The sequence below is a fragment of the Agathobaculum massiliense genome, from assembly GCF_900291975.1.
In the GTDB taxonomy this organism is placed as follows: domain Bacteria; phylum Bacillota; class Clostridia; order Oscillospirales; family Butyricicoccaceae; genus Agathobaculum; species Agathobaculum ammoniilyticum.
On record NZ_OMPN01000001.1, the window covers coordinates 1771291 to 1786912 of the forward strand.

18 protein-coding genes are annotated in these 15622 nt (G+C 58.9%); 15 read left to right on the forward strand and 3 right to left on the reverse strand.

Features of this window, described 5'->3' with window-relative positions; all coding sequences use genetic code 11:
- Positions 1 to 109: 109 nt before the first annotated feature.
- A complete protein-coding gene (dnaA, locus tag DBQ51_RS09015; protein WP_107631351.1) occupies positions 110 to 1390 on the reverse strand; it encodes a chromosomal replication initiator protein DnaA in 1281 nt (426 codons plus the stop codon).
- Positions 1391 to 1700: 310 nt separating this feature from the next.
- Here dnaA and rpmH point away from each other — a divergent pair, with 310 nt between their 5' ends.
- The 14 genes from rpmH (at position 1701) to DBQ51_RS09085 (ending at position 14000) form a co-directional block, all read left to right on the forward strand.
- Positions 1701 to 1835 (forward strand): 50S ribosomal protein L34, encoded by a 135-nt coding sequence (rpmH, locus tag DBQ51_RS09020; RefSeq protein ID WP_054326593.1) that lies wholly within the window; start codon positions 1701 to 1703, stop codon positions 1833 to 1835.
- Positions 1836 to 2096: 261 nt separating this feature from the next.
- Positions 2097 to 2441 (forward strand): ribonuclease P protein component, encoded by a 345-nt coding sequence (rnpA, locus tag DBQ51_RS09025; protein ID WP_054326592.1) that lies wholly within the window; start codon positions 2097 to 2099, stop codon positions 2439 to 2441.
- Positions 2438 to 2650, forward strand: coding sequence for a membrane protein insertion efficiency factor YidD (yidD, locus tag DBQ51_RS09030; RefSeq protein WP_054326591.1), 213 nt, complete (start codon positions 2438 to 2440; stop codon positions 2648 to 2650). The genes rnpA and yidD overlap by 4 nt, the downstream gene beginning before the upstream one ends.
- 116 nt (positions 2651 to 2766) lie before the next feature.
- Positions 2767 to 3741, forward strand: a complete 975-nt coding sequence (locus DBQ51_RS09035) for a YidC/Oxa1 family membrane protein insertase (protein ID WP_054326590.1) — start codon at positions 2767 to 2769, stop codon at positions 3739 to 3741.
- 3 nt (positions 3742 to 3744) lie between these two features.
- Positions 3745 to 4692, forward strand: a complete 948-nt coding sequence (gene jag / locus DBQ51_RS09040) for an RNA-binding cell elongation regulator Jag/EloR (RefSeq protein WP_107631352.1) — start codon at positions 3745 to 3747, stop codon at positions 4690 to 4692.
- Between the two features lie 21 nt (positions 4693 to 4713).
- Positions 4714 to 6075, forward strand: a complete 1362-nt coding sequence (mnmE, locus tag DBQ51_RS09045; RefSeq protein ID WP_107631353.1) for a tRNA uridine-5-carboxymethylaminomethyl(34) synthesis GTPase MnmE — start codon at positions 4714 to 4716, stop codon at positions 6073 to 6075.
- Between the two features lie 258 nt (positions 6076 to 6333).
- Positions 6334 to 8217: a tRNA uridine-5-carboxymethylaminomethyl(34) synthesis enzyme MnmG gene (gene mnmG, locus DBQ51_RS09050; RefSeq protein WP_107631354.1), complete on the forward strand. Its 1884-nt coding sequence runs from the start codon at positions 6334 to 6336 to the stop codon at positions 8215 to 8217.
- Complete coding sequence (gene rsmG, locus DBQ51_RS09055) at positions 8214 to 8918, forward strand: 16S rRNA (guanine(527)-N(7))-methyltransferase RsmG (protein ID WP_107631355.1); 705 nt, start codon at positions 8214 to 8216, stop codon at positions 8916 to 8918. Before mnmG ends, rsmG begins: the two co-directional genes overlap by 4 nt.
- A 194-nt stretch (positions 8919 to 9112) precedes the next feature.
- On the forward strand, positions 9113 to 9934 hold the full coding sequence (locus tag DBQ51_RS09060; RefSeq protein ID WP_054326586.1) for a ParB/RepB/Spo0J family partition protein: 822 nt from the start codon (positions 9113 to 9115) through the stop codon (positions 9932 to 9934).
- A gap of 150 nt (positions 9935 to 10084) precedes the next feature.
- A complete protein-coding gene (locus DBQ51_RS09065) occupies positions 10085 to 10864 on the forward strand; it encodes a ParA family protein (protein ID WP_054326585.1) in 780 nt (259 codons plus the stop codon).
- Positions 10864 to 11739 carry a ParB/RepB/Spo0J family partition protein gene (locus tag DBQ51_RS09070; protein WP_054326584.1) on the forward strand — a complete coding sequence of 292 codons (876 nt, stop codon included), beginning with the start codon at positions 10864 to 10866 and terminating at the stop codon, positions 11737 to 11739. The genes DBQ51_RS09065 and DBQ51_RS09070 overlap by 1 nt, the downstream gene beginning before the upstream one ends.
- Positions 11740 to 11749: 10 nt before the next feature.
- Positions 11750 to 12295: a hypothetical protein gene (locus DBQ51_RS09075; RefSeq protein ID WP_054326583.1), complete on the forward strand. Its 546-nt coding sequence runs from the start codon at positions 11750 to 11752 to the stop codon at positions 12293 to 12295.
- 16 nt (positions 12296 to 12311) lie between these two features.
- Positions 12312 to 13607, forward strand: a complete 1296-nt coding sequence (gene serS, locus DBQ51_RS09080) for a serine--tRNA ligase (protein ID WP_054326582.1) — start codon at positions 12312 to 12314, stop codon at positions 13605 to 13607.
- A gap of 3 nt (positions 13608 to 13610) precedes the next feature.
- Positions 13611 to 14000: a thioesterase family protein gene (locus DBQ51_RS09085; protein WP_054326581.1), complete on the forward strand. Its 390-nt coding sequence runs from the start codon at positions 13611 to 13613 to the stop codon at positions 13998 to 14000.
- Positions 14001 to 14038: 38 nt separating this feature from the next.
- On the opposite strand, the gene DBQ51_RS09090 is transcribed toward DBQ51_RS09085, so the two are convergent.
- Both DBQ51_RS09090 and DBQ51_RS09095 read right to left on the reverse strand, forming a co-directional pair.
- Positions 14039 to 14482, reverse strand: a complete 444-nt coding sequence (locus DBQ51_RS09090; protein WP_054326580.1) for a GyrI-like domain-containing protein — start codon at positions 14480 to 14482, stop codon at positions 14039 to 14041.
- A 106-nt stretch (positions 14483 to 14588) separates the two neighbouring features.
- Positions 14589 to 15176, reverse strand: a complete 588-nt coding sequence (locus DBQ51_RS09095) for a GDSL-type esterase/lipase family protein (protein WP_159068133.1) — start codon at positions 15174 to 15176, stop codon at positions 14589 to 14591.
- Between the two features lie 108 nt (positions 15177 to 15284).
- Here DBQ51_RS09095 and DBQ51_RS09100 point away from each other — a divergent pair, with 108 nt between their 5' ends.
- Positions 15285 to 15608, forward strand: coding sequence for a thioredoxin family protein (locus DBQ51_RS09100; RefSeq protein WP_054326578.1), 324 nt, complete (start codon positions 15285 to 15287; stop codon positions 15606 to 15608).
- Positions 15609 to 15622 lie beyond the last annotated feature (14 nt).

Here is a 15622-nt window from a genome sequence, read left to right on the forward strand (position 1 = left end):
ACGTACACAGCAGGCTGTGGATTGTTTTTTTGTCGTCCACAGTCGGCGGGGGTCGCATTTTTTTCCACAGGGCTTAGGCTGTGCAATCCACAGGGAATTGTGGAAAATCCTATTCCCCGCGGATGTTGTTGTGCAGCTTTTTGATGACGTCCTCGGTTTCGCGGGAATTTTTTCGTTCCTCCTCGATTTTGTTGCAGGCGTGCATGACCGTGGTATGGTCGCGCTTGAATATTTTAGCGATATCGGGGAAGGAATATTCCAGTTCCTGCCGGATCATGTACATGGCCATCTGGCGGGGATAGGCGACGTCCTTGGAGCGGTTCTGCGAGATCATCTGCTCGACCGGTATGTAAAAATAATTGGCGACCGCTTCCATGATGCGCTCGGGTGTGGGGTTAAGGCCGGGGTTTTCCGTGCGCAGCGCGTCGATCGCGTTTTCAGCCAGCTCAATGGTGATCGCTTCGTCCATCAGCTCGTGCATGGCCTTGATTTTTTTGACTGCGCCCTCAAGCTGCCTGATGTTTGCCTGGATGTTTTCCGCGATGTAGGTGGAAACATTGTCCGGCAGAGCCACGCCCATCTTGCCGGCCTTGTCACGGATAATGGCGATGCGCGTTTCAAAGTCCGGCGGCTGGATATCGGCCAGCAGGCCCCACTCGAATCGGGTCTTCATGCGGTCTTCCAGAGTGTTGATCTCCTTGGGAGGGCGGTCGGAGGTCAGGACGATCTGCTTTTTCGCCTCGTACAGCGCGTTGAAGGTATGGAAAAACTCCTCCTGCGTGCGCTCCTTGCCAGCGATGAACTGCACGTCGTCCAGCAGCAGCAGGTCTACCACGCGGTATTTGTTGCGGAAGGCCTGTACGTTGCCCTCCTGGATGGCGGTGATCAGCTCGTTGGTGAAGTCCTCGCCCTTGACATAGATGATGCGGAATTCCGGATGGGTCTTGCGGATGACGTTTGCAATCGCGTACATCAAATGGGTCTTGCCCAGACCGGAGTTGCCGTAAATGAAAAGCGGGTTGTTTTCCGCCGCGGGATGCTGGGATACCGACAGCGCGGCCGCGTGCGCGAACTTGTTCGACGAGCCGACGATGAACCGCTCGAAAGTATAATCGTCGTAAGGGGAGGAGCTGGCGGTCGGCGCGGTGTATTCGCCGGTCACGACCACAACCGAAACCGGATCGCCGAGAAGCTCCTGCAGAACGTTCTGCAGCGGGTCGATAAACCGCTGCTCGATGATCTCCTTTTTGAATTGTACAGGGGAATGCAAAATCAAACGGTTGTCCGCAAAAGAAACAACCGTGACATCGTCAAACCAGGCGGAAATGGTGGACGGTGAAAAATTGGGTTCCAGCCGTTCGAGCGCCATTTCCAGTATATTATTGGCCATGGGGCGCCTCCTGTCGATATAAATACAATTCTATAATAGCATAATCGGGCGGCGGATTCAACGCAAATTGTTGATAAAACAAACTTCTCGCCGTTGTTGCCACCCCAATTATTGTGCTGTTTTTTTACCAATCCCCAAGATGTTGATAAGGGGCTGAAAACATAAAAAAATCTTGACATTCGGCGCTTTTTATAAGATAATAATTATTGTCTCATATTCTGCGGACAGGCAGCGGCATATGCCCGCGTCATGCGCCGGACCTATGCCGGTGCCCATCCGTAAATCCATCAAACAGGGAGGTGCTCGAAGTATGAAGAGAACGTATCAGCCTAAGAAGCGTCAGCGCTCCAAGGAGCATGGTTTCCGCAAGCGCATGCGCACGTCGAACGGCCGCAAGGTGCTGGCCCGCCGCCGCGCGAAGGGCCGCGCTAAGCTCACTGCGTAAGCTTGGCTGGAAGCTACAGCTTCCATGCAGGTTTTGATAAAAAGCCTGCTTTTCTATTTTCATCGCGCCTGCGGCGCGGAAGTGTTCGTAACGAGCCGCTTATGCTGTAAGCGGTTCGTTTTTTCTTAGCAGAAAACCGGCGCAGATCGTTTGGGCGGCGCCCGCCGGAGCGGAAAAAGGGGCGTCCGCCGGCTTTGCAGTGTACTTAGATGCAAAGAGGTTCGTTTTTCAGGGGCATCGGAAAAACGAGGGGTTTCAGAAATGAAAAATACGATATCCTTAAAGGAAAACCATGAATTCCGGCGGCTGTACCACCGCGGCACATCGTCCGCGGGCAGGCATCTGGTGCTGTACTGCCGCAAAAACAAGCTGGGCCGCAACCGGCTCGGCCTGACGGTCAGCGCAAAGCTGGGCAAGGCCGTGCAGCGCAACCGCGTAAAGCGGCTGTTTCGGGAAGCCTACCGCTTGCATGAAAATGAATTTGCAAGGGGAATCGACATCGTGCTTGTCGCGCGCAGCCGCGCGGTGGGCGCGACCTATTTGGAAATTGAAAAATCGCTGCTGCGGGCGCTCCGCGAGAACCCGTCCGCCGCAGCACGGTCTTGAAACGCTTTATGCTGGCGGCGATCCGCTTTTACCGCCGGCATATTTCGCCCGCCAGACCGCCCTGCTGCCGTTATATCCCGACCTGCTCGCAGTATGCGATCGAGGCGATCGAAAAATACGGCGCGCTCAAGGGCGGCTGGCTGGCTTTCAAGCGGATCATGCGGTGCCATCCGTTTTCCAAACGGGGTCCATACGATCCGGTGCCGTAAGGGGGAAAGGGGGCGGCGCGGCCGTTTTCCATCCTCCGCGCGCTGCGGCGCGCGAGAAAAATTGAATTTCCTTCCGGCGGGGGCGGCCGTCCCCGCCGGATTACGGGAGGATTATAATGGGAGAAGCATTCGGTCTTATTATCGTCAGGCCACTCGGCCTGATCCTGCTGGCAATCTTCAAGGCGGTCGGGTCGTACGGCCTTGCCGTTATCCTGTTCGCGCTGCTCGTCAAGCTGATCTGCATACCGCTTGCCATTAAGGGCAAAAAGAGTATGCTTGCGATGAGCGCGCTCAACGCGGAGCTGCAGCAGCTTCAGAAAAAGTATGCCAACAACCGCGTCAAGCTCAACGACGAGATGCAGAAGCTGTATGACAAGCACGGCGTTAACCCTATGTCGGGCTGTCTGCCGCAGTTCATCCCGCTGCCGATCATGATGGGCCTGTACTACGCGGTGCAGCAGCCGCTCAAGTTCATGATGGGCTTCAGCGACGAGGTTATCGCTAAACTGGCCAACGAGGTGGGCGTGGATATCGCGACTGCCGGCTACTATGGCCAGATCACAATTGCCGAGAAGCTGGGCGATATGTTCCAGAGCGCAGGCAACGTCTGGCCTGAGGCCATCACCAAAATCACGGACGGTATGGGCGAACTGCTCAATATCGATTTCCATTTCCTCGGCCTGAACCTGGCGCAGACGCCGTCCATCACCGATCCCGGCTTTATCTGGATCATCCCGATCCTGTCGGGTGCGACCGCGTTCCTGTCCAGCTATGTCATGCAGAAGATGCAGAACATGCCGAGCAACGCCGCCGCCGGCCAGATGAAGATGCTCAACCTGCTGATGCCGCTGATGTCGCTGTATTTCGGCTTTATCCTGCCGGGCGCCATCGGCATCTACTGGATTTTCAACAACGTGTTCTCCTGCGTGCAGGAGATTATCCTGACCAAGTACCTGCGCGGCAAGCGTGAAAAGAAAGAGGCGGAGGAAGCCGCGCGCATCGAGGCCGCCAAGGAAGCCAAGCGCATCGCCAATCGGGAAGCGCAGCGGCAGCAGTCCCTGGAAGCCAAAAAGAAAAAGGGGGACAAATAAACCATGCAGAAATTCATTGAAACGACCGGGGAGACCCGCGACGCCGCGATCCAGGCCGCTTTGAAGCAGCTCGGCCTCGATCGGGACGACGTTTCGGTAGAAGTGCTGGATAATGGCAAAAAGGGCTTTTTGGGCATCGGCGCGACACCGGCCCGCGTCCGCGTGACCTATGAGGCGCCGGACGAGCCAGTAAAGCCGGCCGAACCTGTCCACACCCCTGTGGAAAAGAAAAAGGAAGAGAAGCCGGAAAAGCTCTCCATCACCACGGATGACGATACGCCCCGTCTGGTCAAGGCCGCACCCGCAGACTTCGTGCCGGAAAAGCTGGAGGTGGAGCGCCCGCCGCGCCGCGAACGCCGCGAGCGCGGGGACCGTCCGCGCCGCGAGCGTCGGGAGCGCCGCCCGCGTGAGGAGCATCCCATCACGCCGTCCGTTCCCAAGGAGCGCGAGCTGATTCCGGTTTCCGAGGAATGCATGAAAAAGGCCGAGGTTCTGGCGACGGATTTCGTCGCCGGCCTGCTGGAAAAAATGGGTGTGGAGGGCAAGGTCACCATTCTGCCGCAGGTCGAATGCGACCAGCTCCGCATTGAGATTTCCGGACCGGATATGGGTCCGGTCATCGGCCGCCGCGGGGATACGCTGGACGCGATCCAGTACCTTGGCTCGCTAGTGCTGAACAACGCGCTGGACGAGCATGTCCGCCTGTCCGTGGATACCGAGAACTATCGCGTTAAGCGGATGGAAAGCCTGGAACGCCTGGCGCGCAAAATGGCGATGAAAGTCGTCAAGTCCCATCGTTCGATGACGCTCGAGCCGATGAACCCCTACGAGCGCCGCATCATCCATGCCGCGCTGCAGGATTTCAACGGCGTGACGACCTATTCGACCGGCACCGAACCCGGCCGCCGCGTGGTGATCGCGCCTGACAGCAGCTATCGCCCGCATCACTGATTTTCTTGGGGGATAGCATTGATGAACGATACCATTGCCGCCATTTCATCCGCGGGCGGTCCGATCGGATTGATTCGGGTATCGGGCGAACGGGCGATTGAAGCGGTCGCCGCGGTTTTTGATGCGAAAAACGGGAAAAGCCTGGTAGATGCTCCCTCGCAGAAGCTGGTTTACGGCACGCTACGGGATAAAAATGGCAAGGTCGTCGACTGCTGCTTTGCGGTCGCGCTGCACGCGCCGCACACCTATACCGGCGAGCCTATGGCCGAATTACAGTGCCATGGTTCGACTGCGGTGCTGCAGCTCGGGCTGGACGCTTTGTTCGCGCAGGGCGTCCGCCAGGCGGAAGCGGGCGAGTTTACCCGACGAGCTTTCCTCAACGGCAAAATGGGGCTTTCCGAGGCCGAAGCGGTTCATGACTTGATTACCGCGCGCACGGCCGAGGCCGCTCAAAATGCGGCCGCGCAGATCATGGGCGCGGTCGGCTCGCCGGTGCAGGAAATGCGGGACGAGCTGATCGGTATGGTTGCGCATTTCCACGCGGTTGTGGATTTTCCGGACGAGGATATCGACCCCGTGCTGTTCGAGGACGCGGCCGCGCTGCTCCACCGCACGACCAGCCGCCTGTACAGCATGGCGGAAAGCTATGAGCGCGGGCGTATCTTGCGGGAGGGCATCCCCTGTGTGATCCTGGGGCGGCCGAACGCGGGCAAGTCCACGCTGCTCAACGCGCTGCTGGGACGGGAGCGTGCGATCGTGACCGATATTCCCGGCACGACGCGCGACCTGATCGAGGAGAACGTCAAAGTGGGCCAGCTTTTGCTGCGCGTGACCGATACGGCTGGCCTGCGGGATACGAACGATCCCATCGAGCAGGCGGGCATCGACCGCGCGATGGCGGAGGCTGCGGCGTCTGCTCTGATCCTCGCGGTGTTCGACGGCTCCCGCCCGCTGGGTGACGAGGATATGCTGGTGCTCGCGCGTTCCGCGGGGCATCGGGCGATCGCGGTGGTCAATAAGGACGACCTGCCGCGCCGGCTGGAGGAAAAGCTGCTGAAAAAGCATTTCCTGCATATCGTACCCCTTTCCGCTAAGACGGGGGAGGGCCTGCAGCGGCTGCTCGACCTGATCCCCAGAACGGTCGGCTTTGGCGACGGCGCGTTTGACGGCGCGCTGATCACCAATTCCCGCCAGGCCGCCGCGCTGGCCCGCGCTGCGGAGCGGTGCGAGGCCGCGCTGTACGCCGCCCAGTCCGGAATGACGCCCGACGCCGTTGTGATGGACGCGGAGGGCGCGATCGCCGCGCTGGGCGAGATCACCGGCGAAACCGTGACCGAGGCTGTCGTCTCGCGCATCTTCAGCGATTTTTGTGTCGGTAAATAAACCGGCCGCCCGATGGAAATGCAGGGCCGCTGCTGAGGCAGCGGCCCTGTTTGCGTTTGCCGCTTTCTATAAGAGAATACGATCTGTATATTATAATATAAAAATAATATTATGTATTTAACAGAATCCACATTTGGCAGAAGTTATCCCAAGTTTACACAGAGTTATCAACAGCTATGTACAAAATAAAACACAGAAATACGGACGCTTTGCTGTATTTTACAGGACCATCCGGTCAGAAAAGGAGGATTGTGCGTCATGCTTTTTTCGTCTGAGCCGTTCGACGTTGCCGTGGTCGGGGCGGGGCATGCGGGGATTGAAGCCGCGCTGGCCGCGGCGCGCCTTGGCATGAAGACCGCCTGCTTTACGATCAACCTGGACGCGGTTGGCAATATGCCCTGCAATCCGGCGATCGGCGGCACGGCAAAGGGACATCTGGTGCGCGAGATTGACGCGCTGGGTGGAGAGATGGCGCGCGCGGCCGACGCGGCCTGCATTCAGTACCGTATGCTCAACCGTGGGAAAGGGCCGGCGGTACATTCACTGCGCGCGCAGGCTGACCGCGGGCAATACAGAACGTATATGAAGCATGCGCTTGAACAGCAGGAGGGCTTGCAGCTCATGCAGGACGAAGTCGTTTCGGTGGAAACCGAAAACGGCGCGGTCAGCGCGGTTACGACCGCGATCGGCGCGTGCCATCCGGTTAGGGCGGTCATCATCGCAACCGGCACCTTTTTGGGAGGCCGCATCATTATCGGGGACTATACGCGGGAAAGCGGACCAGACGGAATGGCGGCGGCAGGCCCGCTGGCCGAGTCGCTGCGTGCGCTCGGCCTGCGGCTGCAGCGCTTCAAAACCGGTACGCCGCCGCGCATCCATCGCCGTTCGATCGACCTTTCCGGCTTGGAACTACAGAGGGGGGAGGAGGAGATCATCCCCTTTTCGTTCGATACCGAACAGCCGCCGGAAAACCGGGCGGTTTGTTACCTGACCTATACGACCGGCAGGACGCATGAGATCATCCGCGCGAACCTGAACCGCTCGCCGCTGTACGGCGGCAGGATCGAGGGGGTCGGCCCGCGCTACTGTCCGTCGATCGAGGACAAGGTCGTCCGCTTCGCGGATAAGCCGCGCCACCAGCTTTTTTTAGAGCCGATGGGGCTTGAGACGGAGGAGATCTATGTGCAGGGCTTTTCCTCCTCCATGCCGTTCGACGTGCAGCGCAATATGCTGCATACGGTTAAGGGCTTGGAGCATGCTGAGATCATGCGGCCGGCCTATGCTATTGAATATGACTGCGTCGATCCGTTGGAATTGCGTCCCACGCTGGAAACGAAAAAAATCAGAGGTTTGTATGGCGCGGGGCAGTTCTGCGGCTCCTCCGGCTATGAGGAGGCCGCCGCGCAGGGTTTGATCGCGGGCATCAACGCCGCGCTGTGCCTCAAGGGAGAGAAGCCGCTCATCCTTGACCGTGCGGACGGCTATATCGGCACGCTGATCGACGACCTGGTGACGCGCGGCACGAACGAGCCGTACCGGATGATGACCTCGCGCTCGGAATACCGTTTGCTGCTGCGGCAGGACAACGCAGACGAACGCCTGGTACCCATCGGCGTGCGCGTGGGGCTGAACCCGCCGGAACGTGGCGCGCGCGTGCGGCGCAAATATGAGCAGGTACAGCAGGAGATCAACCGCGTGGCGTCGGTGGGCGTGCCGGTGACGGATGCGCTCAACGGCTTTCTCGCGGGGAAGAACAGCGCGCCGCTCAAGGCGGGCTGCAAGCTGATCGACCTGCTGCGCCGCCCCGAGCTGTGTTATGCCGATCTTGCGCCGTTTGATCCCGACCGGCCGGCGCTGCCGGCGGTCATTCGGGAGCAGGTCGAGATCCGCATCAAATACGCGGGTTATATCGACCGTCAGGAGCGCGACGTGGAGCAGTATCGTAAGTTGCAGAGCCGTCCGCTGCCGCCTGAGCTGGATTATAGCGCGATTGATTCGATCCGCCTGGAGGCGCGGCAAAAGCTGAACGCGGTCAAGCCGCTCAATTTCGGACAGGCTGCGCGGATATCGGGTGTTTCGCCTGCGGATATCACGGCGCTGATGATCTATATGGAAACACGGTGGAAAGGAGGGAACGCATGAACGAACGCATGCTGCTGGAGGACGGACTTAAGCAGCTTTCCCTCTCTTTTTCTCCACAGTCTGTGGAAAAATTGCTACGCTTTTCCGACCTCCTGCTGGAAAAAAATCGGGTGATGAACTTGACCGCAGTGACCGATCCCACGGAGGTCGTGACGCGGCACTTCCTTGACTGCGCGGTGCTCGCGCCCCATCTGCCGGCTGGCCAGACCGTGCTGGACGTTGGTACGGGCGCGGGCTTCCCGGGTGTGCCGCTCGCCATCCTCTGTCCGGACACGGTGTTTACCCTGCTGGACGCGCAGCGCAAGCGTGTCGATTTCCTGCAGGAGACAATCGCGGCGCTCGGCCTGTCCAACTGCACCGCTGTCCACGCGCGGGCGGAGGAGTTCGCCAAAGCACATCGCGCCGCGTTCGATGTTGCGGTGTCGCGTGCGGTTGCCGAGCTGCGTGTGCTGTGCGAGCTGACCCTGCCGATGGTCAGAGTGGGAGGCGCGTTCTATGCCATGAAAGCCGCGGACTGCATGGATGAGGTCGGTTCGGCTGCGCATGCGTTCGCTGTGCTCGGCGCGCCCGCCGCCGAGCTGCTGCACTATACCGTGCCGCATGCCGGAGTAGAGCGCACGATGGTCCGCCTGCAGAAGCTCGAGGATACGCCCGACCGTTACCCCCGCCGCTTCAAAAAAATACAGACCGACCCCCTGTAATTACAAAATGTAAACCCTCTGTTGAGAAATAACAGAGGGTTATTTTTTGTCCGAAAATGCACGGAAATGTGTGTTTTCTGGTAGGAAATGACTGGTAACGGTCGAAAAAGCAATGTTTTGCGGTCGATTTTCCTTGTCAAAATGTAATAATATGGTAATCTATTACCAAAGGACATAAGGAGGTAATGAATTTGATGTCGGTTTTGACACTTGTGACAGGAAAAGAGGATCGTACATTGCGTCGCATCCGCGTGAGCGATATTGCGCGCAACCCCAACCAGCCGCGTAAATATTTTGATCCTGAGGCGATTGCCCAGCTTGCGGAAAGCATCCGTCAATATGGGGTACTCAATCCGCTGACCGTGCGGCGCGCACCGAACGGCGGCTATGAGCTGGTCGCGGGAGAGCGCCGGCTGCGCGCGGCCCGCGTGGCGGGACTGAATGAAGTACCCTGTCTGGTAATCGCTGCGGATTCGCAGGATTCCTCCGCGATTGCGCTGGTGGAAAACCTGCAGCGGCGCGACCTGGACTTTTTTGAGGAAGCAAACGGTTTCAAGCGGCTGATCGACCAATACGGCTTGACGCAGGAGGAAGCCGCGCGCAAGGTTGGCAAAACACAGTCGGCGGTGGCGAACAAGCTTCGCCTGCTCCGCCTTTCGCCGCAGAATATGGAGATGATCCGCAGCGCGAACCTGACCGAGCGGCACGCCCGCTGCCTGCTCCGTCTGGAACAGGAGGAGGATCGGATCAACGCGACCAAGTTTATTATCGAGCATGATCTGAACGTCAGCCGCGCGGAACAGTATATCGATACCCTGCTAAAGGAAAAGGAAACGCCGTCGGGACAGGAGCGCAAGGTGATCCGGCTGATTAAAGATGTTCGCTTTTTCCTGAATACGCTCAACCGCGCGGTCGGCGTTATGGTGGACGCGGGTATCGGTGCGACCGTCGAGCAGCAGGAAAGCGACGACGGGCTGACGCTTACTATCTGCATTCCGCATGCCCGCTGCAACTAATTTTGATATTGATACGGCAGTGTTTCACGTGAAACAAAAATCTTGGGTTGTTTCATGTGAAACATTGCTGTTTTTTCTTTGCTTTTGATTGGTGTTGTGCTATAATAAAACCCGTAAGAAAATAAGGGAAAGCCGAGGAGAAAAACGCTTATGGGTAAAATCATCGCGTTCGCCAATCAAAAGGGCGGCGTCGGCAAAACGACCACGGCCATTAATCTTGCGGCTGCGTTGTTCGAGCGTGGCAAGCGCGTACTGCTGTGCGACTTTGACCCGCAGGGAAACGCAACGTCCGGCTTCGGCGTTGATCCGCGCTCTTTGAAGACCTCGATCTATGATCTGATCGTCGCGGATGAGCCGGATGTGAAAAGCGCCATTGTATCGACCAAATGGGTCGACCTGATCGGCGCAAATGTCAACCTGGCAGGTGCGGAGCTGGACCTCATCATGATGGAGGGACGGGAAAACCGTCTCAAGGGCGTGCTCGATCGTGTCAGGGAAGAATACGATTATATTTTCATTGACTGCCCGCCCTCGCTGGGACTGCTGACGCTCAACTGTCTTTGCGCGGCGGACAGCTTCCTGGTGCCGCTGCAGTGCGAATATTACGCGCTGGAGGGCCTGAGCCAATTGATGACAACCGTCCGTATGGTGAAAAAGAGCATGAATCCGTCGCTCGCGCTGGAAGGCGTGCTGCTGACCATGTTTGACGGACGCACCAACCTGTCCATCCAGGTGGTCGAAGAGGTGAAAAAGCACTTTCCGGGCGAGGTATTCTCGTCGGTTGTGCCGCGCAACGTGCGCCTGAGCGAAGCGCCCAGCCACGGCAAGCCGATCACGGATTACGACCGGATGTGCCGCGGCGCGGAAGCATATCTTTCCCTCGCGGATGAAATACTGAAAAAGAATAAGCAGGAAAAGGGGAGAGTCTGATGTCATCGACCAAAAGGGGACTGGGCGGCGGCCTGTCCAATCTGTTCGGCGGCGATGTCACCGACCTGAGCGCCGCAGGCGCGGCGGCGGGCGGCGTCACCCAACTTTCCCTTTCCAGAATCGAGCCCAATCCCAATCAGCCGCGCAAGGTCTTCGACCCAAACGCGTTGGAGGAGCTGGCGGAGAGCATCCGCCTGCACGGCGTAATCACACCGATCACCGTGCGCGCAGGGGAGAAGAGCGGCTACTACCAGATCATAGCCGGTGAGCGCCGCTGGCGCGCGGCGCGGATGGCGGGACTCAAGGAGATACCGGCCATGGTGCTGGAAGCGCGGGAAAGCGAGATCATGGAGCTGGCCCTGATCGAAAACCTGCAGCGGCAGGACCTCAATCCTATCGAGGAGGCCGAGGGCTATGACTTGCTGATGCGGCAGTTCGGGCTGACGCAGGAGGAGGTCGCGCGCCGCGTGGTCAAATCGCGTCCAGCGGTAGCGAACGCGCTGCGCCTGCTGGCGTTGCCCGACGAGGTACGTGTTATGGTCAGTGAGGGCAAGCTGTCCGGCGGTCATGCACGCGCCGTGCTGGCAGTGTCCGAAGCGGACAAACGTGTGGAAGCGGCCAGACAGATGGCCGGCATGACCGTGCGGCAGGCCGAGGCGTTGGCGAAAAAGCTGAACAAAAAGCCGGTGCAAAAGACCGAAAGCGCCGTTTTTTCCGTGGATTACCTGTCCGAAGCCGCGCGGGAACTGGAAAGTGTGCTCGGCCGCAAGGTCAGCATCCAGCAGGGGAAAACAAGCGGCACCTTGACGCTGGAATATTATGGATCAGACGATCTGGAACGCCTGATTGAAGCGCTGCGCAGCCTGCGCGTATAAGGAGGAAAACATGGACGAGCAGAAAAAAACGCCGGACGGGCCCAAGCCGGAAAAAAAGCTCAGCCGCACGACGCTTACCTTTTATATCATCGGCCTGTTTACCGTGGCGCTCGCGCTGATTTTAATCAGCTATATCGCGCAGGCTCGCGCGGACAGGCAGCTTGACACGCTGACTAACCAGTTGACCGAGCAGCAAACGGTCGCGCAGGGCGCGACACAGAAAATGGAAGACCTGCAAAAGCAGTTCGACGCGCAGAGCAAGGCGCTGGACGGTGTGCGCAGCGCGCTCGACAGCGAGCTGGCGCACACTGATGTGGTCGCCGCCGCTACGCTGCGCATGGAGGAACGCGACGTATACGCCGGCTTGGCGCGCATCAGCGCACAGCTTTTATCGGAAAACACGGAGGACGCGGTGCGGGAATACGACGCGCTGGTGGAAAAATACGGTGCAGAACGTCTGCTCGGCCGCGCAGCGGAAAATTCGTTCGGCTCGGATATCAACAAATTATTTGAAGCCGTGCAAAAGCAAATAGAGGATTTAACAACAGAAGAATAAAAAGGAGTAACGTAAAATGCTGGATATCAAATTTGTCAGACAGAATCCGGACGCGGTGAAAGAGAACATTAAAAAGAAGTTCCAGGACGAAAAGCTGCCGCTCGTTGACGAGGTCATCGAATTCGACGCCAAATTCCGCGCCGCCAAGACCCGCTGCGACGAGCTGCGCGCCATGCGCAACAAAAAGTCCAAGGAGATCGGCGGCCTGATGGCAAAGGGCCAGAAGGACGAAGCCGAGCAGGTCAAGGCCGAGGTCAAGGCCATGGCGGACGAGATGGCAAGGCTGGAAGAGGATGAAAAGACCTTTGCCGAGGAAGTCAAAAACCGTATGATGGTCATTCCGAACATCATTGATCCGTCCGTGCCGATCGGTAAGGATGACTCGGAAAATGTGGAGATCGAAAAGTTCGGCGACCCCGTTGTTCCGAATTATGAAATACCGTATCACGTCGATATCATGGAATCCTTTGATGGCATCGACTTGGATGCTGCCCGCAAGACGTCGGGCAACGGCTTCTATTACCTGAAAGGGGACATCGCGCGGCTGCATTCGTCCATCCTGTCCTATGCGCGCGACTTCATGATCGACCGCGGCTTCACCTACTATATCCCGCCGTTTATGATCCACGGCGACGTGGTCAAAGGCGTCATGTCCTTCAAGGAAATGGAGAACATGATGTACAAGATCGAGGGCGAGGACCTGTACCTGATCGGCACCTCCGAGCATTCCATGATCGGCAAGTTCATCGATTCGATTAACGACGAGGATACCCTGCCGCAGACGCTCACCAGCTATTCGCCCTGCTTCCGCAAGGAGGTCGGCGCGCACGGCATAGAGGAGCGCGGCGTTTACCGCATCCACCAGTTTGAAAAACAGGAAATGGTCGTGGTCTGCAAGCCGGAGGAATCCCCGATGTGGTACGACAAGCTGTGGCAGAACACGGTGGACTTCTTCCGCTCGCTGGAGATTCCGGTGCGCACGCTGGAGTGCTGCTCGGGCGACCTGGCCGACCTCAAGGTCAAGTCGTGCGATGTGGAGGCGTGGTCACCGCGCCAGAAGAAGTATTTCGAGGTCGGCTCCTGCTCCAACCTGGGCGACGCGCAGGCGCGTCGTCTGGGCATCCGCGTGCGCGGCAAGGATGCCAAGGAACTGTACTTCGCGCATACGCTCAACAACACGGTTGTCGCACCGCCGCGCATGCTGATCGCGTTCCTGGAGAACAACCTGCGCGCGGACGGCTCGGTGGCTATCCCGCAGCCGCTTCAGCCGTATATGGGCGGCAAGACTGAGATTCGCAGAAAAGGAGAATGAGGCATGGAAATTGGCATCAAGGGCGAGCAGAAGCTCACCGTCACCGCAGATAAGCTCGCATCCAACGTCGGCAGCGGCCTGGTGGCCGTGTTTGCGACGCCGATGATGGTCGCCGCGATTGAGAATACCGCCGCGGCCAGCGTGGAGGCACATCTGGAAGCAGGCAAGACCACGGTCGGTACGCTGGTTAACGTCAGTCATGTTGCGGCGACGCCTGAGGGTATGGAGGTCCGCGTCGAGACCGAGCTGACCGAGATCGCGCCGAACGGCAAGATCTTAACCTTCCATGTCGCGGCCTATGACGAGGCCGGCCTGATCGGCGAGGGTACGCACCAGCGCGCCATTGTGGACAAGGCGCGCTTTGAAGCCAAGGCGCAGGCGAAAAAGGGATAAGGAAAAAGCGCCGCAATGCGGCGCTTTTCTGCTGTTTTTCAGAGAACAGGGACATAAAATTGGCACCTTCCCCGCTGCACGAGGGAAAGCGGATAGGCTTCCAGCATCGGGCGGGATGGGTCGGCGGATAATCCACAGCAACCAACGGTGCGGACAGCCGTGCCGTATATTTCGGAAAGCGCCTCCGGCGTGTGCGGCACAGTAAAACAGACGTAACGCCCGTCCGGCAGGTAGCCTGAACGGGTATCCGGCAGCCGCGCCGCCAGCCGGAGGACAAGGCAGGCGTCATACCGGCAGGCTTCGGGCGGCGTGCAGGCGGGGTCGTCCCAGGCGGCGCAGAAAATGACTGACCCCGCATCCAGCAGGTCGGCGTCCCGTGCCAGACGTTTGAGCCGTTCCACCAGCGCACGGTTTTCCGGTCCATAGGGGCCGGTGCGGCGCAGGAAAGCAATCGGCAGGGCGGGCAGTTCGATCAGTTTCATAACAGAATGTTCCTTTCAGTGGATTGACCGGTCTGGGAACAGGATAACCCGATTTAAAATGCTTTTCAAGGGTGTTTTTATAATATTTTAGAACTTTTTTCGGAAATCATTTTGCTCCGCAAAATGCTGCGGCGAACGCCCCGCCGGCCTGCGCGGCAAAACGCGCATGGCCCTCGGCCGTGAAATGCACCCCGTCGAAGCACAGGGGGATATCCCAGCATCCCGCGTCGGCAAAGGCCGCGCCGCTTTCGCCGGCCAGTATCCGGTAATACCCTGCAAGGTGCGCGGAGGCGGCGAGCAGCGCCTCCTCCCGCACCCAGTCGCCGGGATGGAAGCATGGCGGGGCGATCAGCAGGAAGGGAACGCCTAAGCTCGATAGGCATACGAGCAGACGCTCCATCCGCGCGGCCGCAGCCGCGGGCGGCACGCCGAGCAGCAGGTCATTCGAGCCGAGCATCACGCAAAGCCCGTCGAACGGCCGCAGCGCCGCGAGCTGGCCGCACAGCGTCCGCAGCTCGAATGGGGTATGCGGGATGGCGCGGCCGTTTTCCCCAAGGTTGTAGATGATCCATTCCGGCCGCGCGTTCAACCGCGCGGTCCAGCGCACACAGTCCGGCCAGCGTCCGCCGCCGAAGCCGCGCGGGTCGTAGCCCCAGGTGTTGGAATCCCCCAGACAGACGATCGCTTTAGACAAACCGGACCCCTCCTCAAAAGCTGTTGGTGACAAACTCACAGTAATCGACAGAAAAACGGGTATAATAAAAGCATACCAGAAATACAAATAGAAAAGGAGCTGTTGACAATGGCAATGCTGCATATTACCAAGGAAAACTATCAGGAACTCGTGGAACAGTCTGCGCAGCCGGTGCTGCTGGAATTCTGGGCGCCGTGGTGTACCTACTGCCGCCGGATTGCGGGCGTGGTCGCCAAGCTGCCCGAGGCCTACGCGGGGCGCGCGGCGGTCGCCCAGGTCAACATTGACGAGCAGCCCGAGCTGGCGCAGCGGTTCTCGGTCGATACCATCCCCTCACTCATCCTTGTGAAAAATGGGGCGGCGGGCGAGAAGTTGGTCGCGCCGGGTTCCAAGGCGGATATCGACGCTTGGATGCAGGCGCAGTCCGTATAAACAGGAAAGCGAGA